Origin of the sequence: Neobacillus novalis NBRC 102450 (assembly GCF_001591805.1) — a bacterium.
GTDB lineage: Bacteria > Bacillota > Bacilli > Bacillales > Cytobacillaceae > Neobacillus > Neobacillus novalis.
The window spans coordinates 25568-50141 of record NZ_BCVP01000032.1; the positions used below are offsets into that span (position 1 = coordinate 25568).

Below are 24574 nucleotides of genomic sequence, written 5' to 3' on the forward strand. Positions count from 1 at the left end.
CCTATTCCTCCTTTAGCGGTTGTCCTGCAAAGTATTCAACCAATGCTTCTTTTGTTGCTCTCCTTGGCATTCCATTTGATGAAAGTCCAGCCATCTCCACAACGGCCAACGTTTGTTTTCCCATACTAACAACCTGCAAATCTTTCATTAACTCCTGTACATCTATTCCACATCCCTTTAACCCTTCAATAAAAGGCTCCACTGATGCCCGGCAAGGGAAAACCATGGTGTTCACATCTGCTTCCTCTAGCATTCTTTTAAAAATAGGCAGGAATTGGAGGTCGAGCTCTTTTCTACTGGTTATCCAACAGTCGGCTTTAGGGTGATTATTTTTTAACATGCTACTATCACCGACAATCAACAATTTGCCTGTCTCAGACATCTCGTCGATTAAATGGGGAGTCAAGCCGCGTTCCTGTAAGGCATTAATTGTTTTGATGGAAACACCAAAAACATCTGCTGTCACTCTTCTGATATCCACTCGATTTTCGATCATTGTTTTGAAAAATTCGCCGACACTTTCAGGTGATGTGAACAGGATTCCTTTATAGCTCGAAATGTTTGCTAGTAGATCTGAATGAATCGGTAAGGATATCCTTTTCCATTTTGGGAATTCAATCACATCCGCACCGTGCTCCATCAATTCCTTCGCTAATCCACTTTCACCCTCACCTGTACGTGCAAGCAGGATTTGCCGGCCATACAACGGCTTACGCTCAAACCAGCTGATTTTTTCCCGAAGTGAAATAACTTCACCGACTAGAATGATTGCGGGATTGGTGAACTTAGCCACTAACACCTTCTCGGAAATATCAGCGAGTGTCCCTTGCAAGGTTTTCTGGCGGCCAAATGTACCCCACTGAATCAAAATGACCGGTGTAGATGCTGGCTTGCCGTGTGTTACAAGATTCTCACAGATAAACGGTAAATTCCCCACTCCCATATAAAAAGCAATCGTATCGACACCACGGGCAAGGCCTTCCCAATCTAACAGTGGTTTGCCGTCCTTCGATTTGTCATGGGCGGTAACGACGGCAAAGGATTCGGCATGCTCACGGTGGGTGACAGGAATTCCGGCATAAAGGGGGGCTGCAATCCCCGATGAAATGCCAGGCACGATTTCAAAAGGAATTTCGTATTGGGCGAGGGCCGCCGCTTCTTCGCCAACTCGGCCAAAAACGCCGGGGTCGCCGCCTTTTAAACGGACGACCAATTTTCCTGCTAATGCCTTCTCAACCAAAAGATCGTTAATGTTTTCCTGGCGCAAAATATGGCGGTCAGGCAATTTGCCGCAGTAAATTAACTCACAATCGCTTGTGGCAAATTCTAATAGTTTTGGATTAGCAAGCCGGTCATATAAAATGACTTCGGCCTGCTTAATGGCTTCCATTCCTTTGACGGTAATTAATCCAACGTCCCCTGGTCCTGCGCCTACTAAAAATACTTTTCCTGTTTTCATTCTGCAGCCTTCCTTCCCTGTTGCCGTGCTAGTAAGATCGTTGCTTTTTTCCGATTCGCCGATAGATTTCAACGATTCGCCGATAGAACATCCAAATTCGCCGATAAAATTTTTTTCCAGACCCGTTTTAGGCAAAAACTACACCTATAATACGATAAAAACGATATCTTCTTCTCTTTCTACCTTAAATGTCCTTACTTGCCCCTCATCCGGTGCTTGAACCTTGCCATCTAATAATGAAATCTTCCAATCATAGAAGGGACAGTAAACATATTCACCGCTGACAAGCCCTTCCGAAAGGACACCGCCCTTTGGATGGGGACTGCGATTTTCTAGCGCGTAAACCTTGCCGTTTGTGACCTTAAATAGTGCAATTTCAGTGTTATCAATTTTAATAGAATAACCTGCTCTAGCCTTTAGATTTGAATAGTTTACCACTGGAATTCGTGTTAATGTTGTAATCATTTGGCATCACTCCCCAACCTTGATAGTATGCTGTGTGTAATATTTATCTTGTATTTCTTCATTTTGAATGGCTTCGTTCCAAGGCTCGATATACTTTTTCAATGTTTGATCCATCCGCTCGTTTAAAGCTCTACGAGTTTCCTCATCTTCCAAGACTTCCTTCACATGATCCAAACCTACGCGTTCCACCCACTTTGAAGTACGCTCTAAATAATTCGCTGTTTCCCGGTAGTATTGGAGGTAGGCGCCCGTCATTTCCATAACGTCTTTTTGCGTTTTCACGGTGCATAGCAAGTCGCCAGGACGAAGGTCAACACCGCCGTTACCAGCAACATAAATCTCCCAGCCGCCATCGATACCGACGAAGCCGATGTCTTTAATTCCTGCTTCAGAACAGTTCCTTGGGCAGGCAGATACTCCCATTTTCACCTTGTGCGGGGTATCTAGACGTTCAAACTTTTTCTCAAGCTCAATGCCAAGTGCCATTGAATCCTGCGTACCGTAGCGGCAGAATTGTGCGCCGACACAGGTTTTTACGGTGCGAAGTGTTTTTCCGTAAGCATAGCCGGATGGCATATCAAGCTCTTCCCACATCGCTGGCAGGTCTTCTTTTTTCACACCGAACAAGCCAATCCGCTGTCCGCCGGTTAATTTTACTAGTGGTACGTTGTACTTTTCTGCGACCTCTGCGATTTTTTTCAAATCAGCTGCTGTTGTAACCCCGCCGTACATTCGTGGGACAACGGAGTAAGTTCCGTCCTTCTGAATGTTGGCGTGCATTTTTTCATTGACGAGGCGGGAATCACGGTCATCCTTGTATTCATCCAGGTGAATCATGCCAAGGTAATAGTTGATGGCCGGACGGCATTTCGTACAGCCTTCCTCATTATTCCACTCCAGGACGATCATGACTTCCTTCACACTCGTTAAGCCCTTCGTCTTGATTTCTGCCATCAATTCCTCACGACTCAAAGTCGTACAGCCGCAAATGCTTGTTTTTTGCGCCGCAGCGGCATCGAATTGGTCACCCAGTGTATAGGCAAGAATGCTGCTGACCATTGGCTTACAGCGTCCGCAAGATCGTCCGGCATTTGTGCAATGGCTGACTTGATCAAGTGTCGTGAGGCCTTGTGTTTGAATCGCTTCAACAATTGCCCCTTTTGTCACCCCATTACAGCCGCAAACGAGTTCATCATTTGGCATAGAGGCAATATCATCATTCGCTCCGGCTCCCGAACATTCATTTTGAAAAATGGAAACCCCGCTAATATCTTCTTTTTTCGTCAGCATCCGGAACAGCTTTGTACTGTCCTTTGTGTCGCCGTAAAGGACGATCCCGACAATCAAGTTATTTCTCGTTAAGACCCGTTTATAAATTCCGTCATATTCGTTGTAAATCATGATTGATTTCGTTGAACCATCTTCAAAAATTTCTCCTGCAGAGAAAAGGTCAACACCTGCCACCTTTAATTGCGTCCCAGTAACAGATCCTGCATATGGTTTCGCTTCACCCACACAAATCCGTTCTGCAAGGACTTTTCCTTGTTCATATAATGGCGCAACCAAGCCATAAACAATTTCTCTGTGCTCAGCACATTCCCCTACCGCATAAGCATTAGGTACGCTGGTTTCCATGAAGTCATTGACGACAATGCCGCGATTGACGTAGATGCCGCTGTTTTTCGCGACTTCAGTATTGGATTTAATCCCAATCGCCATCACCACTAAATCAGCTTCGACTTCCGAGCTGTCTTTAAAGCGCAGACCTGTGACGCGTTCGTCTCCAAGGATTTCGATGGTTTCTTTTTCCATTAAGAAGTTCATGCCTTGGGATTCAAGCTCTGCTCTTAGCAGCGACGAGGCAATCGGATCGAGCTGGCGTTCCATTAGGTGCGGCATTAAATGGACAACGTCGACTTTCATTCCAAGATTTAGTAAACCTCTAGCAGCTTCAAGACCGAGCAGACCGCCGCCGATAACCACGGCCTTTTTATACTGCTCAGCAGACTTGATCATCATTTCACAATCTTGGATATCACGAAACCCTGTTACGCCAATTTTATCTGCACCTGGAATTGGCAGGATGAAGGAATTGGATCCAGTCGCAATAATCAAATCATCATACTCGACTTCTCGTCCTTGATTGCTGATGACTTGCTTGGCCTCCACATCAATTTTCACAACGGTTTCACCGGTAAATAATTGAATCCTGTTTTCCTTATACCAATCTAGCGGATTAATAATGATCTCATCAAAATTAGTATCACCCTGAAGAATATTCGATAATTTAATTCGATTATAGTTTGGATATGGCTCTTGTCCAAAAATAGTTATTTCAAATTGTTCCGGTGACAGTTTAAGGATTTCTTCAATCGTTCTGACACCAGCCATTCCATTTCCAATCATCACTAATTTTTTCATTTTCGATCGCTCCCTATATGTTTAATCATACATTTCAAGTTAAGTAAGGTTTTCTTTATAGTTAAATTGTAAACTCCACGACTTTAAAAATTTGTGAGGTACGTCACACTCAATCCTTATATGTGAATGGTTTCACAATATTGTCATAATGGCCTTACCAAAAGTAAAAGAAGGTGCCTCCATTGGAGACACCTTCTTGTTATTAGGCCGGCTGCCTATTCTTTTTCACTAGTGGAATTGGTTTGACAAGAGTAGTTATTACCGGAACTAGGACACCCACTATCACAACCGGAACAAGCTCCCACAATACCAGCGGCGGTGTAATCAGCCATCCTGATTGATGGATACCATACAGAACAAGGAAATAGCCTATGCTGCCAATAAGCCCGGCCAGCCAGTTCATTTTTCTAAACAATAAATAGCACAGCGGAATCAATAGTAGTGTAATCGGTACATAAGAGGTCGGGTAATGAACCGCTGCAAAAATTCCTTTGCCGACAAATCTTAATAAAATATAGAGCGCTGCGGCCATGACAGGTATAGTAAAATCTCGAAAAATTCGAATGATAAAGACCGTCAGCAGTGCAACCATTAGCACAGAATAAATCGGGTAGACCCACACCGGAATACCGCCAAAAATTTGTGACGCCGGGTCAGAGATAAGTTCGAGAATTTCTGGTGAGGCAATCGATTTTCCCTGCATGTATTGATCATAGGAAATCGCGCCATTTTCCTGCTGCATATTCGGGAACATCAAACATTCAAGTAAAAACATTGCGAACCAAGTATGCATCGACTTCCAGGTCGGCTTTACATCCCTCGTATACAAGTAGTAGCCGCGCCAAACCCCAAAAATCATAATATCAGTGGCAATGTAATAAATAAAGTGGGTCGGGCTCCACGTTGTTAAATCAATTCCATAAGCAATATGATAGGTAAAATCTAAAGGAATGCCGATTAGGAATAATACATAGCCAATCGTAATCAGATTTCGTGAAAATCGGTCCATAAAATGGGAGCGCCGCCACTCTTGAAATAACAAATACGCTCCTAGGGCAAATCCAAGTGTATTGACAATATGGGGAATAGAATATTCCTCAAACAAATACTTAAAGTGATACGATGCATCCCAGGCAGAACCAATAAATTTTAATAAAAAGGCTACTACCCATAATCGATAATATTTCAATTTCTCATCCCCTCTCCTGACCTTATCCTAATAAGTCAAATGGATCTCCCAAAATGGCGATTAGGATATAATTAATAGCTATGGCGACACCGAACACGATTCCGGCATTTCGTACATTTTTTTGGGTGAATAATTTATACATAAATACAATTCCTGCTGTGACGACAAATACGTTACAGGTTAAAAATGTCCAAAGCATACTCTCACTATGCGCGACGGTTGTAACATGCAATAAATATAACAGTATCAATTGCTCTTTCCTCCAAAACCTGCATGATATTAAGAAATCCGATGCTGCCAACCTTCTTTTTAGAAGACGAATTTTCCAGCTAAAATGTTTCATTTCTGACTTTATTCTTTATTCTATCATTAATTTTAGCGCAATTGGCTATTTATTTACAGTAAATTCTTGCACTGGCTGAATCAGGTAATGTACATTAGATTAATGGACTATGCTTTGAAAGGAGAATATCCCGTGAAACAAATTGTTATCAGCATTTTACTATTATCAGTTGTATTTCTAACTGCCTGCAATTCAATAAAAGTCCCTAAATCGACAATGGATCATAAAATGAGTGCCACCCCTACCAATGTGGTTCCAACTAAATCCGAATGGACATTAACAGACTACCCGCAAGCTAACGTAAAAATTCCGATTTCCATTTTAATTATGGATAAGACTGGTAAACCGGTTAAAACATTTGAAACGGTTCACGAGAAAAAGATGCATTTATTTATCGTTAGTAAAGATTTAGCTTATTTTTCCCACATCCACCCAAAGTATGAAGGCAATGGCAAATTTGATATTACGACAACCTTCCCTGCCGGAGGAGACTACAAGATTATTGCTGAGTCTACACCAAAAGGCGGTGGTGATAGCAGCGTAGAAACTCACTGGGTTCATGTTGAAGGAGAGCCTGCGAAGGAAGAACCACTTATACCAGATGAGGCGTTTACCAAAGTGGTTGATGGAAAAAAAGTAACGCTCACATTTAGCCAACTTGCTGCCGGAAAGACGCTGCATATGACGTTTACCATCACTGACGCAAAAACCAACAAACCGATCAAAAATCTTCAGCCCTATTTAGGGGCGATGGGTCATACGGTTGCCATCAGTGCGGATGCTGAAAAATACTTACACATTCACCCAATGACCACTTCAGGAAATGGGCCGAGTGTAATCTTTATGACGATTTTCCCTGAAAAAGGCGTCTATAAAATCTGGGGACAATTTAAACACGAAGGGAAAATATTGACCGTACCGTTTGTTGTAAATGTACCAAAATAGGTGCCACAGTCGCGCCCCGAATTTTGTCGAAAAAACACCTCTTCCCTGTAACGATTGAGAAGAGGTGTTTCTTTATTTTAGTACATTTCTGAAGTTGTTTTTGCTTGCATATGAAGTAGTAAGTAGTCTGGTCCGCCCGCTTTGGAGTCGGTTCCGGACATGTTGAAGCCGCCAAATGGCTGATAACCAACAATTGCGCCAGTACAGCCACGGTTGAAGTAAAGGTTACCAACATGGAAGTCTTCACGAGCTTGTTCCATGTGGGCACGATTTGTTGTGATAACTGCACCTGTCAAACCATACTCGGTATTGTTAGCAATTTCGATGGCTTCATCAAAATCTTTCGCTTTTGTAAAACCAACCACTGGGCCAAAAATTTCTTCCTGCATAATACGAGCTTTTGGATCAAGATCGGCAATGATTGTTGGTTTGATGAAATAACCTTTCGAGTTATCGCCTTCACCGCCAGCCATTAGTTTACCTTCTTGCTTACCAATTTCAATATATTCCATGATTTTATTGAAGGCGTTGTTATCAATAACTGGACCCGTGTAATTGGAATTGTCTACGGGATCCCCAATTGTTAATTGGTTCGTTAATTCAACAACACGGTTCAATACTTGGTCGTAAACATCTTCAACGATTACCGCTCGGGAACATGCTGAACATTTTTGTCCAGAGAATCCAAATGATGAGGCCATAATGGATTGTGCAGCAAGCTCAAGGTCTGCTTCACTATCAACAACGATGGTATCTTTACCGCCCATTTCCGCAATTAAACGTTTCATCCAAATTTGACCTTCGTTCAATTTAGAAGAACGTTCGAAAATGCGAAGTCCGACTTCTCGTGAACCTGTAAAGCTAACGAAACGGGTATCTTTATGGTCAACTAAATAGTCGCCCACTTCGGAGCCGTTTCCTGGAACGAAGTTTAATACGCCTTTTGGAAGACCCGCTACTTCCATTACTTCAACAAATTTAGCCGCAACAATCGGTGTAGTTGAAGCTGGCTTAAGTAAAACCGTATTACCAGAAACAATGGCAGCTACCGTTGTACCCGCCATGATAGCAAACGGGAAGTTCCATGGTGAAATGATGATCCCCACTCCAAGTGGAATATAGTCATAACGGTTATATTCATCTGGACGGCTATTAACGGGTACGCCATTTTTCAAACTCAACATTTGGCGTCCATAATATTCAAGGAAGTCGATTCCTTCTGCCACTTCCACATCTGCTTCTCTCCATGATTTACCTGCTTCTTTTGTTAAAAGGGCAGAGAACTCATCTTTACGGCGACGAATCATCGTTGCTGCTTTAAACAGCACATCCGCGCGTACTTCGGGCTTTGTCTTTTTCCATGTTTTAAACGCTTCAACGGCTGCCTGCATTGCTTTTTCAGCGAGGTCTTTGTTCGCTTTAGAAACACGGCCGATAACCTGTGCTGTATTAGCTGGATTGTAGGAAACAATTTTATCTTCTGTTGTAATCTTTTCGCCGCCGATGACAAGGTCGTAGTCCTGTCCTAGATAGCCTTCAACGGTTTCTAACGCCTTGAGATAGGCTTGGCGGTTTTCTTCAATTGAAAAATCTGTAAATGGTTCGTGCTTGTAAGGTTGTACCATTGCTTAATACCTCCTATATATAATAAAACGTTTACATCCACTGTCCATTCTATCATGATTTCTTTCGTTCTATCAAATAAAATAAAGACCCGGAATCACCGGGTCTTATTGGTAAATATAAACGAATGGTTCGGTTGCATTGGCTTTTTTGACGATAAGAGCTTCAGGACCGTCTACAGAGGTAACACTTACCGAAACAGAAAGATACTTAGGAAAGTGCTCCATCACTAAGCCGGTCACGTATTGGCTAAATCCGATTCCTTCTGTTTTTCCATAGAATTGAATTGGAATGGTGATATTCAATTCCTGCATCTGGTCGCCAACATAAAAGCCTCTGCCAATGACACCATTAAAATTTGGAAAATATTCTTCTACATCCTGCTTAAAGTTTAGAAAGGCAAGTTGATCATCACGATGATCATTCTGGGCATCAGCTGAAGGGAATAAATAGTGTTTTTCATCGACATTTTCCCAGCCATTTAAACTTGATTTGCCCTTATCAACCGTTGTATAACTAATGAATCTTCCAGGCACAACCGAAGATTTTGTTTGTTGTTCAAATAGGGCGATTGTGATTGGCACATCGGAGACATCCTTCATCGCACGCAGTCGTTTGACCACTTCTTCGGCGATTTTCTTGCCTTCCTTTTCCATTTCTGCGGCGGAAATTTTCATTTCCTTTTCAATCGTTCCATTGCCCTGCGGCACTTTATAATAGTAGTACGAATTTAACGCCAGCCCAATCGTCACACCACCGAGTGCTACAGTTCCTTTATCGTCTTTTGTTAAATAATCGTGCTCTAAAATATGGGCTAAATAGATGGGGCTGCTAGGTTCTTCGACTGTTCCTGAATTAACCGGATTTAAGCCGATATTCTCTTCTGCCTTCATTTTCTTTTCTTTCAGCTGCGCATCCGTGTATTGACGGTTCAACCATTGCCTTACGGTCGTTCCTTTGATTTCCCGGCCTTCGCGGAAATAATATTTGTCTGTATCAAAGCTATTTTGGGCGATTCTCATTAGGCCCATTTCAAATTCATTTAAATCATATCTTGTGTTGATATTACTGACGACCAGCCCGCGTGCTTCCCCAGGCTCAAATGGTAAAATCGTCCGATAATACTTATCGGAAATATTATATTTAGGAATAATCGCCTTCCCTTTTTCCTTCTCCTTTGTTTGGACAACCTCATTTTGCTTCTGAAAGTTGGGTGCACAGGCACTCAGCAAAAAGACAAGGGAGAGGGCGAGCAATGAGACCTTTCTCATTTCGAAACACCTCTTATTTATTTAATTCTTCTAAAAGCTTCTCCTCATCCCACACTTCAATGCCCAGCTCTTCTGCTTTCTTTAACTTCGAACCAGCGTCAGCACCGGCAACCACGAGATGTGTTTTTTTGCTCACACTGCCTGCGACATTGCCGCCAAGTGCTTCAATCTTTTCCTTGGCTTCATTTCGCGATAATAGCTCAAGCTTTCCTGTAAGGACCACTGTTTTTCCGGCAAAAATCGAATCTGATTCTGCGGCCGAAACCGGTTTGACTCCTTTATACGCCATATTTACCCCGGCAGCAACTAATTCATTGATGAGTTCCTTTGCTTCATCTTGTTCAAAGAAGGCAACAATGGAATCAGCCATTTTATCGCCGATTTCGTTAATCGCGATTAGTTCATCCTTAGAAGCAATCGCAAGTTTATCCATCGAATCAAAGTTGAGCGCCAGCGTTTTTGCTGCTTTCGCACCGACATGACGGATACCAAGACCGAATAATAGCTTTTCAAGCGAATTGCTTTTGGAGGCTTCAATCGCTTTTATTAGATTAGAAACTGATTTTTCGCCCATTCTTTCAAGGGCTAAAAGCTGTTCACTTGTAAGTTTATAAATATCAGCAACATCGCTGATTAATTTTTCGGCAAACAGCTGACTGATGACCCTTTCGCCAAGACCGTCGATATTCATCGCGTTCCTTGAGACAAAGTGAATCAAGCCTTCGCGAATTTGCGCTGGGCATTTAGGGTTAATACAGCGCAGTGCCACTTCACCTTCAAGACGTACAAGCTCACTCTCACACTCGGGACAATGGGTTGGCATCTTGAAATCCACTTCATTGCCTGTCCGCTGATCTGCCAGCACATTGACCACTTCCGGAATGATATCGCCTGCTTTTTTAACGACGACTTTATCGCCAATTTTAATATCCTTCTCGCGGATTAAATCCTCATTGTGCAAGGAAGCCCGCTGTACTGTGGTTCCCGCTACCTTAACAGGTTCTAAAATGGCCGTCGGAGTAATGACCCCTGTCCTGCCGACACTTAACTCGATATCTATTAGTGTTGTCACTACTTCTTCAGCCGGGAATTTAAAAGCAATTGCCCAGCGCGGACTTTTTGCTGTAGTACCAAGCTCATCCTGCTGCTCTAAAGAATCGACTTTGATGACAATCCCGTCAATTTCGTAAGGGAGATTTTGGCGCTTTTCGACCCAGTCATTTACAAACTGGACGACTTCATCAATAGATGCACATTTCCGCCGTTCTTTATTCGTTTTAAAACCAAGATGATCCAAGTAATCCAGGCCATCGCTGTGAGACACTGCCCCAATTGCTTCTGGATTGCCAATTCCATATAGGAAGACATCTAATTTTCTCGAAGCAGCAATCTTTGGGTCAAGCTGTCTCAGTGATCCCGCAGCGGCGTTCCTCGGATTGGCAAACAGATCTTCGCCGCGTTCCGTTCGTGCCTGATTCAATGCTTCAAACGAGCGCTTCGGCATAAAGGCTTCGCCGCGGACCTCTAACGAAACAGGTTCCAGTAAACGCAGGGGAATCGATTTGATGGTTTTTAGATTAGCAGTGATATCTTCACCGATCGTTCCATCCCCGCGGGTAGCGCCTTGGACAAATAGACCGTCTTCATACCGTAAAGAAACAGCAAGCCCGTCAATTTTCAGCTCACATACATAGGAAAAGTTATCGCCGACCGCCTGACGGATGCGGCGGTCAAAGTCCCTTAAATCCTGTTCATTAAAGGCATTCCCAAGGCTTAACATCGGGGTGCGGTGCTCAACCTTTTCAAAAAGTGCAAGAATGGCTCCTCCAACACGGACTGAAGGAGAATCTGGCGTTTTTAGCTCCGGGAACTTTTCTTCCAGCTCCAGCAGTTCCTGCATGAGCTTGTCATATTCTGCATCTGGTACAGATGGTTTGTCTAACACATAATATTCATAGCCATATTGATTCAATAGGCTTCTAATTTCATTGATTGTCTGTTCAGCGATTTGAAGGTCCATATATCCAGCCCTTTCGTAATAATTCCCTAAGTATTTGACGCAGCCTGTGGAGTAATTGTTACGCTTTTTTTATTGGTGCAAATTTCGCCAAGAGGCGTTTGATCCCAACTGGGCTTGGAAAAGCAATATCAAGCTCCGTTCCTTCGCCTTGGCCTTTTACACTAACGACTGTACCGGTTCCCCATTTACCATGCTCTGCTTTATCGCCAACCTTCCAGCCGGTTTCTTCGCCACTAGATGCCGCGGAAACAGGCCTTGTCACCGGTTTTCGTTTTGCTGCCGGGGGAGCGAAAGATCTTGGTGCGCCAAAAGAGGAAGTTCTAGATGAACCAAAAGAATTTCCTGACGAACCAAACGTTCTTCCACTAGAACCAAATGGCGTATTCATCCGATTCTCCGGCTCCACACCTTCAATCAAATCTTCCGGTATTTCACTGATGAACCTTGAGGCCGGATTCATATTCGTTCTCCCAAACAAGGTTCTCATTTGCGCATTGGTGATAAATAAGCTTTGCTCTGCCCTAGTAATTCCAACATAGGCCAAACGGCGTTCCTCTTCCATCTCCATCTCTTCCATAAGTGAACGGCTATGCGGGAATACCCCTTCTTCCAGACCAATCAAGAAGACAACCGGAAATTCCAATCCTTTTGCAGAGTGTAAGGTCATCAGTGTAATCGAATCGGCCTTTTCTCCATCATCATCCAATGAATCAATATCGGCAACAAGTGCTAAATCTGTTAAAAACGCAACAAGACTTCTATCTTCACTGGTGTCTTCAAAGTTTTTCGTTACCGATAATAATTCCTCGAGGTTTTCTAGACGGCTTTGTGCTTCCAGCGATTTTTCTGCTTTAAGCATTTCACGATAGCCAGTCTTTTCAAGGACCTCTTCAACTAATTCTGTAACCGAAAGGAACTCCTGCATATTCGTATAATTACGAATTAAATCATGGAATTCACGTGCTGCTTTTGTAATTTTCGGGCTAAGGCCGATTAATTCAATCGAGTCCAATGCCTGATATAAGGAAATATCGTGCATTGCAGCAAAATTAGCGATTTTATCAACCGAGGTGGAACCAATTCCACGTTTCGGAACGTTAATCACCCGTTGTAAGCTGATGTCATCGTCCGGATTGGAAATCAAGCGTAAATAGGCAAGCATATCCTTAATTTCTTTCCTGTCATAGAACTTAGTACCGCCAACGATGGCATATTCAATATTCGATTTTAGTAACACTTCCTCCACCACACGTGACTGTGCATTCGTACGATAAAGAATCGCAATGTCGGAAAGTTTTTTGCCATCTCGGGTTAATTCTTTAATTTTTCCCGCAACGAATTGGGCTTCGCCCTGCTCACTATCGGCACGGTAATAAACCAGTTTGTTCCCCTCAGGGTTCTCTGTCCACAGATTCTTTGCCTTTCGGTTCATATTATTTTCGATGACCTTATTTGCGGCAAGTAAAATCCTTTTTGTCGAGCGATAGTTTTGCTCAAGCAGAATAACGGTTGCGTTCGGGTAATCTTTTTCGAATGATAGAATATTAGCAATATCGGCACCGCGCCACCTGTAAATCGACTGATCGGAATCCCCGACCACACAAAGGTTTTGGAAGCGATTCGCAAGCATTTTGACCAACATATACTGTGCTCTGTTCGTATCCTGGTACTCATCGACGTGAATATATTGAAATTTACGCTGATAATACTCGAGTACATCCGGTACCCGCTGAAATAATTGAATCGTCATCATGATCAGATCATCGAAGTCGAGAGCCTGATTTTTCCGTAATCGCTTCTGGTATTCCGTGTAAACATCACTTACGGTTTGTTCAAAATAACCTCCGGCCGTTTTCGCATATTCCTCGGGGTCAATCAGTTCATTTTTAGCTGAGCTGATGGAACCTAGGATAGCGCGCGGATCAAACTTCTTCGGATCGAGATTTTTGTCTTTGAGGATTCCTTTAACGACGGATTGCTGGTCGGTTGTGTCCAGAATCGTAAAATTGCGGTTAAAGCCCATTCGGTCGATATCGCGGCGTAAAATTCTTACACACATCGAGTGAAAGGTAGAAATCCAAATTTCTTCCGCCACACCGCCCATCATTTTCCCGATTCTTTCTCTCATCTCGCGTGCAGCTTTATTTGTAAACGTAATCGCTAAAATATTATAGGGATTCACTCGTTTTTCGACGATTAAATAACCAATTCGATGTGTTAATACTCTTGTTTTTCCACTGCCGGCTCCTGCCATCAAGAGAAGCGGGCCGTCAGTTGCTTTTACGGCACTTTGCTGCTCCGGATTCAGTCCGTTTAAAAGCTTATCTGTTAAAAATTGCACTTCTTCCACCACCATTTACAAACATTTGTTCTCATTTTATTTTAACGTGATTTTCACTTTAAAGCAAATTCTAGTTGACACTTTTTACCGTTTCTAATGCTTGATCAAAATCATCATAAATAGCGTTTCCGACAACAATGACATCAGCATGCTTGGCCATTTCTGCGGCTTGTTCGATGGTAGAAATCCCGCCGCCATAAAAGAGAGTTGTGTTTTCAAGCACCTTTTTCACTTCGGCTACCATTGTGGGATCCCCGTATTTTCCGCTATATTCCAAGTAGAAGATTGGGAGTTGAAACATCTTTTCAGCCATCATCGCATAGGCCTTCACATCATCAATGGTGATGTTTGCATTGGCGTTCGTCAGTTTCGCGGCCTTGCAATCCTCATTCAAAATACAGTAGCCTTCCATCGCGAATTCTTCCCAATTTATGATTTCACCAAATTCCTTAACCGCTTCATGGTGCAGCCCGGTAATCCATTTCGGATCACGGCTATTTAAAATGGTCGGAATAAAGTATAAGTCAAAGCCCGGTGTAACGGTCTCAATACTTGAAACTTCAAGGACACATGGAACCGTATAGCGGCGAACTCGCGCCATTAAGTCGAGGACGTTTTCAAGTGTCACGCCGTCTGTTCCGCCAACAATCACGGCATCTGTGCCAGATTCGCAGATTTTTTCTAATTTATCATCAGATATTTCTTTATTTGGGTCGAGTTTAAACACATGCCGCCACTCGCGAAAGTCATACATCCAAAGATCCCCCATTCATCATTCCATTACACCATTATAGCATTTGCCGATTCGATAAAAAAAGAAAACACTGATTCTATTTATAGAAATGTTAACCAACGTAAAAAGAAAAACCGAAGAGACATTCTCTTCGGCTTAGTTATTCTTCTTCAGGCTTGCTGTTTTCATCTTTAATCCGTTCAAGGACCATTTCATACGTATCGTTGCCAAAGTTTAAACAACGTTTTACACGGGAAATCGTTGCTGTGCTTGCCCCTGTTTCTGTTTCAATTTTATGGTACGTATTTCCGTCCCGGAGCATTCTTGCTACGTCGAGACGCTGTGATAGCGATTGAATTTCATTAATCGTGCACAAATCGTCAAAAAAGCGATAACATTCTTCGAGATCCTTTAGTGAGAGAACTGCTTGAAATAATTGATCTAATTCTTTGCCGCGTAATTTATTAATTTGCATATTGTTTACCCCTTAATTGATGAAATGTTTATTTTGCGTTAAATGAAACGCTTTTTTCCAGTCCAGGATTAGTCGGTACCACATTCACCCATGTTTTTCCTGGAACGAATGGCACTTCTTTACCATCTTTAACAGCGATAATCTGGCCGTCCTTGTTCGCCCATTCCACTTCGTTAACCTTGCCCATCTGCAGCAAATAAGCCTTGCCGCCTGACTTGAAATCAATATCGCGTCGGCCAACCGAATCGATTACTCGATGGTTTGTTTCCATTATTAAAATATTATTAAGTAAAACGGGTTCATTTGTATCTAAATCGACTGATTGCTCGCCGCCAGAAAACCGTTTATATTTACCAAGGGCTGCATCAAATTCGAAGCTGGAATCAGAGATCCCACCCGATGAATAGGTAATTTTCACTGACTCTGCCTTGTCACCGGTCACATTTTTACTGTCTTCCTCTGATAAAAACTTGAAGGCTGGCGGGCTTTTCTCCAGCGAATACTTCTTTTGTTCGGCACCCTTTAAAATATTTTCATACGTTATATAGGAATTATGTGGCGCCTTCCGAGTACTAGACCGTTTAAATAGTGTACCATCATAAACCATACCATTAATATTGTCGATATAATTGCCCTCTAGCATTTTCTTAGCTTCCTCACTCCAGCCATGGGCAATATAAAGAGCATTCAGTCCTTTAGCTAGGTCAATATAATAATCGCGGGCACTGCGGACAGGACCGATATTCGCCGGTTTTTCACTTTGAAACACAGCTAGGAAGCGCGTTATATCACCCTCTGCCAATACCTCATAAACGATGTCAGCCTTGTTCAAACCCGATTGCGGCCTTGCCTTTGGATGATTATTAATCATGACGGCAACAGCCCTGCCCTCTGTTTGTGTCTCAGAGCCTATGCCTGTTAACGGATAAAAATACGGGGCACCCTGTTTCTCTTCCGCTTTTTCCTCAGCCTTATTGACTGTTTTTTCCTTCTTTACTGGTTCTTTTACTTTCTCCTTATGACTACATCCAGAAAGTAATAACAAGATTGCTGCAAAGGCGGCAGCCCATTTTTTCATTCAACGAACACCCCTATTTCCTCCAAGGCTCAAAAATTCCTTTCGCGCTTTAACTCATTAGATATTTACAGTTTAACGCATTATTGACGGAAAGAGTACTGTTTTATTCATCACATCATACATCCCCTGCTGGGTAATCCGAATATAAGGTAAATGTGTTGATGAAAAGAACAGCAGACTATAAATTGGATCTGAAAAAGAATAGCCCCTAGCTCGCAGCTCTTCAGACAACTGTTTTTCTTGGACCATTAAGTCTTCCATAGGAAGGTCTGACATAATTCCATTTAAATGAAGCGGCAGCTCGCAAACCACCTGATCATCCTCGACCATGACAATCCCGCCGCCTAATTCTTTCATTCTATTAAATGCCAGAAGCAAATCTTGTTTATTTTTCCCGATTAAAATAATATCACCTGTATTGGAAAACGAGCTTGCTAATGCCGACAATTTTGTGGCGAAGCCTTTTAACAGCGTATTAATCCGCCATTTCCCGTTACGGTCAATTAAGGTAAAATAACATTCATCATGATTATGCGACAATTCATCCCCTGATACATCAATCGCTATCGAGTAGGGCTTGGTGATTACGGAGTTTTCCATTTTGATTCCAAAAGGCATTGAGAATTGTAGATCATCCATCGTTAATTCCCAATCCAGTTCCATCTTTTTCAGGCCATATTCCTTCCATTTCAATGGCGGATAAGTAACTTCTGTTTTCACTCCGTCCCGTTTTACCCATTTCCCTTTCGCAAGGACCGAAACAGGCGCAGGGTTTTCGATACTCGATAAAAAGTTAATATTGGCGATGCGTCCAGTGGCAATTTGCCCATGTAAATGGTCGATATTGTAGTATCTGGCGATATTGACAGTCGCCATATTATAGGCATCGATAATCGGGACCCCTTTTTCAATGGCAATTCGGATCATCAGGTCGTTCATCCCTTGTTCGTAAAAGGCGGAGGATGAGCCGTCGGTATTAAAGATTAAGCGATCATACGCCTCGATGCCAAGTCGCTTCATATCGTCCAAAATTTGCGGCAAATCAGGCCGGATAGAAGAATATCTTAATGACACCATATACCCCTGCATTAAACGCTTATAAACCTCTTCACCTGTCATCGCTTCGTGGTCACAGTCCGTCCCGAGGAGCATCATTTTTGCTAAGGTTTTTTCAGATGCTCCAGGAAAGTGACCCTCAATTTTCTTACGCATCCGTTTTGCTTCTTGAATCCAGTGAAGCATCATATCATCGCCATTAAGCAGTCTGGGCCAGCCTGTTAGCTCACCGCCCTGAAGGACTGCATCATGCTCAAGCCATGACTTAATATTACTGTGCGAAAATATTTCTTCTTCATGCAGAATTTCCGTTTGGGAATCAAAGCGGCTCCACCAATACATCGTCGTCGGAATCGAACGCAGGTCATTTAATAATGAAAAGGCTTCCCTTTTTTCCAAATTTAACATTAATGCCATGTTGTCATTTATTAATGTTGTCGTCCCAAATTGGGATGCATAGGCTGCAAGCGTTTGGGGATTATATAATTGAAAGGGATGAGCATGTGGCTCGATGTATCCTGGTACAAGAATTTCATTTGTGCAGTCAATGACTTCACAGTTTTCGATATATGTTGGCAGATTCTCGCCAACATAGACAATCCGATCTTCATAAATCCAAATATTTGCCCTCATCCACTTTCGAAATGACTGATTTAAATATAAAGCGTTTTTCAATAATATGGTGGGAGACGTTTTCCCATCCAACACGGATATGTGCATACGCAGGTGTTTATTTTTCCAACGGTAACGTTGTTCCAGCATATGATATCCCCTCCCTTTATTTATACTATCTATATAATAAAATCTTGATTTAATAACAAAGAAAGCCCTTACAAAATTTCTTTTATTATTATACTATCATATTTTACCGTTTAACGCAGTAAAGAATTGATAAATATTGTAAAGAATTTGTGAAGGAGTGAGCAAAATGAATATCAAACCCAATATTGGCCTATTAAACGCTTTAATCCGGATTACAATTGGACTAACCATGTTATCCTGGTGTACGGCAAAACTTGTGAAACACCCATGGCGGGATTCCTATCTGTTTGTAGCCCTATGCGGCGCGATGAAGGTAGCCGAGGGAATCGTCCGCTATTGCCCAATAACGGCATTATATGAAAGATGCCAGGAAATGATGCCGGAAAAATCAGCGGTTGTCGATTCGATGGATGGGATGGAGGGATTGACGAATTTGGAAGGGGATCAGGGGGTGCCTTATAATCCGACTTGAAATGTACCTGAAATGTTGCATTAAATGGGACAGTAACTAGGAAAACCGAACTTGAGATGGTCAAGTTCGGTTTTGTGTCTTGTTAAACAAACTATATTTTTCGTAGCCAAAAAACATTCGACTACATTCTACCTTCCACGTACTGCTTTAATTTCATCTAACCCCAGTTCTGTCAGATCTGAAATATATTCATCCGGAAAATTGTCTTGGATTAATTTCATTGCTAGCTTTCTCCTCGCTTTAATTAAACCTTTTTCGATTCCTTTCTCGATTCCTTTCTCGATTCCTTTTTCGATTCCTTTCTCTAACCCCTTTTTCTCACCTTCTTCTCTCTCACGCTTCATCAATTCTCCAAAAGTCGGCGGCAAGTTATTTCGGTCTAAGTACATCATCTCTGTTACCTCCTTTGAAAATTCTTTTGCATTCAATTTGATTTATCTTGTATTGTAAAAAACTCAACATAACCATAGCTTAAGTTCACCATTACAATGTACTCCTTGTTGTCTTTTTCAGATACCCAGCTTTCAACAACATCTTTCTCATAAAGACTATCCCAAGCAGGTTTATTTACAAAAGATAATTGGTCTCCATCACTAATAAAGGATTTCGCAAAATTTTCAACCATTTTGTTAGCCACATCTTTTGAAATCTTATTCTCTTTTAAATCAAAAGAGTAGTTCTTGTAATGATACTGTTTAAATCCATTTTCGTTGAAAATTACTTCGATTTTATGAATAAAGTTATCGCTGTTAGGTTCTTTTTTACTCCAAAGGTATAGTGTTGATTCATTTAGATCTTCTTGTCTGAAATTCGGCATATTGTCAAGAACATTCTGAGGTAAGTACTTTTTCAATTCTGAAAAAACGGTTTCCTTTGAAATGTCATCTTTGTTTATAGCATTGGGTTCTTCAAATGAGGTATTGGCCGTTTCATTATTTGTTGTTTCTATTATTTTTTCTTTTGGCACACTTGCATTGTTACCTTGTGAATCTTTAAACAAATTTAGTTGGGTTGCTACGAAATAAGCAATTCCTAGGAAGAATACAGTAGTTACTGCCAAACTCAAAAGAGAATTAAATTTATTTCTAAATGGAAAAACTCGACTCTTTTTATTTTTAATGGAACTTAAAACACTTTGCTCTAACTTATCATTAAAATAAATATCCCGTAATAAAGTTTCATTCATTTTATCTTTTAGATTAATTAATTTATTTTCCACTGAATGTTCACTCTCCCTCAAATGATTGTTTTAATTTAAGGCGACCTCTATGTAATCTAGTTTTAATCGTGTTCGAATTGACCTTTAACAGCACAGAAATTTCTTCAATGGAAAACTCTTGATAATAAAATAAAATAATGACCTCTCTTAATTTTAATGGCAGTTCCATTACTTGCTGAGATATTAATTGGCTTTCTTCTTTTTTCAACAGTTTAGATTCAATTGTTCGATCTTCCTGATTATTCCCGAAATAGTCTGTAAATAATAAATTTTTAAATGCCCAACTCTTTAAAACATCTTTACATTTATTCACCGTAATTTTTAAAATCCAGGTCTTATACGAGGATTCGTTTCGAAAGTCATCCATTTTTTCAAAACATTTAATAAATACATCTTGTGCCACATCTTCTGCTAATTGCCTTTGCTTTAGATAAGTGTATGCCACCCTGATTACGTCATTACCATATGTTCTCATAAGCCATTTTAGTTTGTCTTCTCGATTAAAATAATTAGGCGGTTCTACCTTGGAGCTATTTATCTCTTCTATCATTCTTCTCCCCCATTATCTGTTTTTAGTATTTTGACGATTTGTAATTCAATTAGGTTCCTTTTGATGAAAAAATTCTCCCTGCCACTGTCAAGCCCAGAAATTTGTCGAAAAAAAGGGTCAGTCTCACGCACTTTTAATGCGATGGAGACTGGCCCCTAATTTCTTGACCGTTGAAGACATACTTGTTATGCTAGGCCCAATGTTTACTGGATTGCATCCAATGGTTGGAGGTTTTTTTTTGAATGTTATCGTAAACAAATTTAAAAAATTTCATTACAAACAACTTATATTTTACACTATAATTGCGCTTTGTCTTATCGCCTCTGTTGTTTTTGTTACTCACAATCAATCGCTCTATAATCGTCCAATCGCTGAAGTCATCGAAACCCATCTTGAAGACACAACTGAAATGATTGATATACATAATAATAAAGACTTTCTATTCACTCAGCGCATTATAGCCAAATTAAAAAATGGAGAAGAAAATGGACAGCTGATCCATTTAACGAATAAGTATTCATCGTCTGGAGCATATGACCAAGAATACTATGTTGGAAATGAATTGTTTATTTCAATTGATAAAAACGCAGACGTAAATACAGATTTAACTGGAACGATAAAAGACGTAAAACGAGATAAATACGTAGTAATCATCGCCTGGATTTTTATCTTTACTTTACTTATCGTAGGAAAAAAGCAAGGACTGCTTTCTATTATCAGTTTGGCGGTTAATGCTGTCCTGTTATCCTTTGCCTTGGATGTGTATTTGAAAAACTCAGACATAAGTTTACTAGTGATCTGCAGCATAGGTGTGATTATTTTTACTGTTATTTCTTTATTACTCGTAAACGGTTTTAATGAAAAAACATATGCAGCAATAGTTGCGACATTAATCGGGACTTTTATTACGCTGTTCATTACCTATTTTGTTATGTGGCTAACTTCCGAAAATGGCCTTCGATATGAAGGAATGCAATTTCTGACTCGGCGTTATCAAATGGTCTTTATGACAGGATTACTCCTTGGATCTTTAGGAGCCGTCATGGATGTTGCGATTACAATGTCTGCTTCGATCTTTGCTTTATATGAAAAAAATAACAACATACCAGTTAAAGCACTTAAAACATCGGGAATGGAGATTGGTAAAGATATTATGGGAACCATGACGAGTATTTTATTTTTTGTCTATATCAGTGGTTCCATTCCAATGCTTATTTTGTTTTTGAAAAATGCGTCTTTATTGGGGTATACCCTTTCCATGAACCTATCATTAGAATTAGCTCGAGCCCTGGCTGGCGGCATTGGCATCGTGTTAACAATTCCGATTGGTCTATATACTTCTATTTTCTTCATTAATCGAAAGAGGACAAGAGTATGAATGTATTAGTGTGGCTGGCAGCCATTTTATTTATATTGATGGTCCTTATTGGCGGAAAAAATGGGATTCGGTCTTTTATTTCTTTATTCATCAACTTTGGTGTGCTCCTTCTTACTGTACTTTTTATGGCAAGTCCAAAGGCAAATCCAATCATCTTAACATTGATTGGATGCACAGTGATTAGTTGCATTAATTTATTTTTTATTAATAAAGTGAACAGCAAAACAACTACAGCCTTCATTTCTACTATGATCACGATTGTTATTTTACTTATTTTTATTAACATTGTGACAGAAACTGCGATGATTCAAGGATTTGGGGAATTTGAAATAGAGGAGCTTCACATATTCTCTCTTTATATTGGGGTCGATTTTGTTAAAATTGCATCTTCCGTCATTATTATGAGTACAATTGGTGCAATTACGGATATTGCCATTTCCATTACATCTCCCATGGGTGAATTATTTAATCATCATCCATCAATTAGCAGGAAAGAGTTATTCTTATCGGGATTAGGTATCGGGAGGGATATTTTAGGAACGACGACGAATACTTTATTTTTTGCTTTCGTAGGAGGCTACCTGGGATTGCTTTTATGGTTTAAAGAATTATCTTATTCAGTTGGAGATATCGTAAATTCAAAAGTATTTATTGCTGAGATAATCACAATCCTTTGTGCCGGAATTGGTGTAGCTTTGATCATTCCTATTGCTTCCTGGATTAATGCCTATTATTTAGTAAAAAAAAGAAACAAAGGCGAGAAGGTTGCTCTTTAACCTTCTTGACAGATTGGCTTACGCCCCCTTTTAAGAAAGGCGCAAGCGCCCTGGTCAGTGGCTGTATGGCCTCCTCGAAATAGCTAACGCTTTTTCTTCGTGCGAAGCTTTCCTTTTGGAGCGCTCAAAGTGAGTATTGGAAACACGGTGCGCGCAAGCGTTCAGATGTTGACTTATCGTAGGGTGGAGCGCGAAGGCATCTCGCTGCTAGGGAGCTGGACAATTCTCGAGGTCGATATTTCTTATCTTTTAAAAATATCGTAATTGCTTTAAATAAAGTAACTTTTGGAAAAAAACAGCCTGTTGAGGAGTAGATTATCCATTTTGGACGTTGAATTGGCGAAAAAATGTAATTAGAAGTGACTTGCCCGTCAGAAAAACATGTTTTACTCACAAGAAATGCAGTCAATTATACTCCCCTATTTTTTATTAGCGAATTTCGGGAGTTTATTAGCGAATCTTACAAGTTTATTAGCGAATCTGTCATGGTTATTAGCGAATTTAAGGATTTAATAGCGAATTGAAATTTACTATGGAAAAACCTTAGGAAAATATACCCTCCCCTTTTTTATACCCGAATAATTTACTTTTCCAGAAAGCATTAGCATCTTTTAGCAGTATGAATCGAATCCAAATAACAAAACTCTGATATATAAATTCTGATATTTTAAAAAAGCCGACCTTAGGTCGGCTTTTCTTTTACCCCAGAACAGATTGAAATGCTCTCACACCAATATCTTTTCGATAAAAAACTCCATCACAAGTTAATTTCCCCAACTCGCGATAGACTTTTTCTTGTGCTTCAACCAAGTTTTCGGCCTTTGCCCCCACAAGAAGCACCCTGCCCCCTGCTGTAACAAATTCACCCGCTTCATTTTTGACCGTTCCTGCATGAAAAGTGACTACATCATCATTCATATCATCTAATCCAGTTAGCACGGCACCCTTTTGATAAACCTCCGGATACCCTTTTGCAGCCACTACAACCCCAATCATGGCTTGTTCATCCCATTCAAGGTTCGGCTTAACACCATCTAATAGTTCTAAAATCACTTCAACTAAATCCGATTTTAATCTTGGCAAAATCACCTGTGTTTCCGGGTCGCCAAAACGGGCGTTAAACTCGATGACTTTTGGACCCTCTAAAGTATTAATTAACCCTGCATATAATATCCCGCAAAAGCTGCGATTCTCTTGCACCATTGCTTTCGCTGCAGGTATCAGGACTGTGTCGATGGCGGTCTGCACCGTTTGTTTACCAATCTGAGGAACCGGTGAATAGGCACCCATTCCGCCGGTATTCGGACCATGGTCGCCATCATAGGCCCGCTTATGATCTTGTGCTATTTCCAGCGGCACAACGATATCCCCATTTACAAATGCCATGAGCGAAAATTCTTCACCTCTTAAAAATTCTTCAATCACGACCCGTGAAGATGCCCCGCCAAACTTCGCGTCGATGAGCATTTCTTCAAGGCTTTCGAGCGCTTCCTCTTTTGTTAAGGCAACCGTAACACCTTTGCCCGCCGCCAATCCGTCTGCTTTAATGACAATCGGCGCTCCTTTTTCTTCGACATATTTACGTGCTTCTTGATAAGAAGTAAAAACGGCATAATCGCCGGTTGGAATTTGGTATTTTTTCATCAATTCTTTGGCAAACGACTTGCTTCCTTCAATCTCTGCCGCTGCTTTTCGCGGTCCGAATACCTTCAAACCCGCCGCCTCGAATTTGTCGGCAAGTCCTTCCAGGAGAGGGACTTCCGGGCCGATAATCGTTAAGTCCATTGCTTGGTCTTTGGCAAATTGAATGAGGGGTTCGTGGTTCGATTCTTCGATAGGAACCAGCTCCGCGACATCAGCCATGCCATCGTTTCCTGGAGCGACAAATACTTTTTCTACAAGCGTGCTCTCGCTAACCTTTTGGCAAATGGCATGTTCTCTCCCGCCGCGGCCAATGATTAGTACCTTCATCGATTTCACCTCATTTTATGTTTGGCT

At 41.1% G+C, this 24574-nt stretch carries 21 protein-coding genes; 4 read left to right on the forward strand and 17 right to left on the reverse strand.

Annotation, left to right across the window (positions count from 1 at the left end; translation table 11 throughout):
* Nucleotide 1 precedes the first annotated feature (1 nt).
* From cobA to BANVL01_RS20890, 5 genes are all read right to left on the reverse strand, one after another.
* A complete protein-coding gene (gene cobA, locus BANVL01_RS20870) occupies nt 2-1594 on the reverse strand; it encodes a uroporphyrinogen-III C-methyltransferase (protein WP_235845681.1) in 1593 nt (530 codons plus the stop codon).
* 9 nt (nt 1595-1603) lie between these two features.
* Nucleotides 1604-1924 (reverse strand): nitrite reductase small subunit NirD, encoded by a 321-nt coding sequence (gene nirD / locus BANVL01_RS20875; protein ID WP_066095548.1) that lies wholly within the window; start codon nt 1922-1924, stop codon nt 1604-1606.
* Nucleotides 1925-1930: 6 nt separating this feature from the next.
* Nucleotides 1931-4345: a nitrite reductase large subunit NirB gene (nirB, locus tag BANVL01_RS20880; RefSeq protein ID WP_066095545.1), complete on the reverse strand. Its 2415-nt coding sequence runs from the start codon at nt 4343-4345 to the stop codon at nt 1931-1933.
* A 202-nt stretch (nt 4346-4547) separates the two neighbouring features.
* Nucleotides 4548-5534 (reverse strand): hypothetical protein, encoded by a 987-nt coding sequence (locus BANVL01_RS20885; RefSeq protein WP_066095542.1) that lies wholly within the window; start codon nt 5532-5534, stop codon nt 4548-4550.
* A gap of 22 nt (nt 5535-5556) precedes the next feature.
* Nucleotides 5557-5784, reverse strand: a complete 228-nt coding sequence (locus tag BANVL01_RS20890) for a hypothetical protein (protein ID WP_066095539.1) — start codon at nt 5782-5784, stop codon at nt 5557-5559.
* Between the two features lie 225 nt (nt 5785-6009).
* Here BANVL01_RS20890 and BANVL01_RS20895 point away from each other — a divergent pair, with 225 nt between their 5' ends.
* Complete coding sequence (locus tag BANVL01_RS20895) at nt 6010-6822, forward strand: DUF8832 domain-containing protein (RefSeq protein ID WP_066095537.1); 813 nt, start codon at nt 6010-6012, stop codon at nt 6820-6822.
* Nucleotides 6823-6899: 77 nt separating this feature from the next.
* Here the strand turns inward: BANVL01_RS20895 and pruA are convergent, their stop codons facing one another.
* The 8 genes from pruA to BANVL01_RS20935 all read right to left on the reverse strand — a co-directional run bounded on the left by pruA (nt 6900) and on the right by BANVL01_RS20935 (nt 18181).
* The gene (pruA, locus tag BANVL01_RS20900; protein ID WP_066095534.1) at nt 6900-8447 is read right to left on the reverse strand and encodes an L-glutamate gamma-semialdehyde dehydrogenase; all 1548 of its coding nucleotides are present in this window, start codon (nt 8445-8447) and stop codon (nt 6900-6902) included.
* Between the two features lie 105 nt (nt 8448-8552).
* A complete protein-coding gene (locus tag BANVL01_RS20905; protein WP_066095531.1) occupies nt 8553-9716 on the reverse strand; it encodes a CamS family sex pheromone protein in 1164 nt (387 codons plus the stop codon).
* Between the two features lie 13 nt (nt 9717-9729).
* Nucleotides 9730-11736, reverse strand: coding sequence for an NAD-dependent DNA ligase LigA (gene ligA, locus BANVL01_RS20910; protein ID WP_066095528.1), 2007 nt, complete (start codon nt 11734-11736; stop codon nt 9730-9732).
* A 58-nt stretch (nt 11737-11794) separates the two neighbouring features.
* Nucleotides 11795-14077 carry a DNA helicase PcrA gene (gene pcrA / locus BANVL01_RS20915; protein WP_066095525.1) on the reverse strand — a complete coding sequence of 761 codons (2283 nt, stop codon included), beginning with the start codon at nt 14075-14077 and terminating at the stop codon, nt 11795-11797.
* Nucleotides 14078-14147: 70 nt separating this feature from the next.
* Nucleotides 14148-14831 (reverse strand): heptaprenylglyceryl phosphate synthase, encoded by a 684-nt coding sequence (gene pcrB / locus BANVL01_RS20920; RefSeq protein WP_066095522.1) that lies wholly within the window; start codon nt 14829-14831, stop codon nt 14148-14150.
* Nucleotides 14832-14970: 139 nt separating this feature from the next.
* Nucleotides 14971-15285, reverse strand: a complete 315-nt coding sequence (locus tag BANVL01_RS20925; RefSeq protein ID WP_024026477.1) for a YerC/YecD family TrpR-related protein — start codon at nt 15283-15285, stop codon at nt 14971-14973.
* Between the two features lie 28 nt (nt 15286-15313).
* Nucleotides 15314-16363, reverse strand: coding sequence for a DUF3048 domain-containing protein (locus BANVL01_RS20930; RefSeq protein ID WP_066095519.1), 1050 nt, complete (start codon nt 16361-16363; stop codon nt 15314-15316).
* Between the two features lie 72 nt (nt 16364-16435).
* Complete coding sequence (locus BANVL01_RS20935; protein ID WP_066095516.1) at nt 16436-18181, reverse strand: adenine deaminase C-terminal domain-containing protein; 1746 nt, start codon at nt 18179-18181, stop codon at nt 16436-16438.
* Nucleotides 18182-18347: 166 nt separating this feature from the next.
* Here BANVL01_RS20935 and BANVL01_RS20940 point away from each other — a divergent pair, with 166 nt between their 5' ends.
* Nucleotides 18348-18653 carry a YgaP family membrane protein gene (locus BANVL01_RS20940; RefSeq protein ID WP_066095513.1) on the forward strand — a complete coding sequence of 102 codons (306 nt, stop codon included), beginning with the start codon at nt 18348-18350 and terminating at the stop codon, nt 18651-18653.
* Between the two features lie 128 nt (nt 18654-18781).
* On the opposite strand, the gene BANVL01_RS20945 is transcribed toward BANVL01_RS20940, so the two are convergent.
* Genes BANVL01_RS20945 through BANVL01_RS20955 form a run of 3 tightly spaced genes read right to left on the reverse strand, consistent with a single transcriptional unit; the run spans nt 18782 to nt 20422 of the window.
* Nucleotides 18782-19045 (reverse strand): hypothetical protein, encoded by a 264-nt coding sequence (locus tag BANVL01_RS20945; RefSeq protein WP_066095510.1) that lies wholly within the window; start codon nt 19043-19045, stop codon nt 18782-18784.
* A 32-nt stretch (nt 19046-19077) separates the two neighbouring features.
* Nucleotides 19078-19872, reverse strand: coding sequence for a hypothetical protein (locus BANVL01_RS20950; protein ID WP_066095507.1), 795 nt, complete (start codon nt 19870-19872; stop codon nt 19078-19080).
* Between the two features lie 7 nt (nt 19873-19879).
* Complete coding sequence (locus tag BANVL01_RS20955; RefSeq protein ID WP_066095504.1) at nt 19880-20422, reverse strand: sigma-70 family RNA polymerase sigma factor; 543 nt, start codon at nt 20420-20422, stop codon at nt 19880-19882.
* Nucleotides 20423-20660: 238 nt separating this feature from the next.
* Here BANVL01_RS20955 and BANVL01_RS20960 point away from each other — a divergent pair, with 238 nt between their 5' ends.
* Both BANVL01_RS20960 and BANVL01_RS20965 read left to right on the forward strand, forming a co-directional pair.
* On the forward strand, nt 20661-21800 hold the full coding sequence (locus BANVL01_RS20960; RefSeq protein ID WP_244888997.1) for a YibE/F family protein: 1140 nt from the start codon (nt 20661-20663) through the stop codon (nt 21798-21800).
* Nucleotides 21797-22576: a YibE/F family protein gene (locus tag BANVL01_RS20965; RefSeq protein ID WP_066095500.1), complete on the forward strand. Its 780-nt coding sequence runs from the start codon at nt 21797-21799 to the stop codon at nt 22574-22576. Before BANVL01_RS20960 ends, BANVL01_RS20965 begins: the two co-directional genes overlap by 4 nt.
* A gap of 699 nt (nt 22577-23275) precedes the next feature.
* Here the strand turns inward: BANVL01_RS20965 and purD are convergent.
* Complete coding sequence (gene purD, locus BANVL01_RS20970; RefSeq protein WP_066095497.1) at nt 23276-24547, reverse strand: phosphoribosylamine--glycine ligase; 1272 nt, start codon at nt 24545-24547, stop codon at nt 23276-23278.
* Nucleotides 24548-24574: the final 27 nt, after the last annotated feature.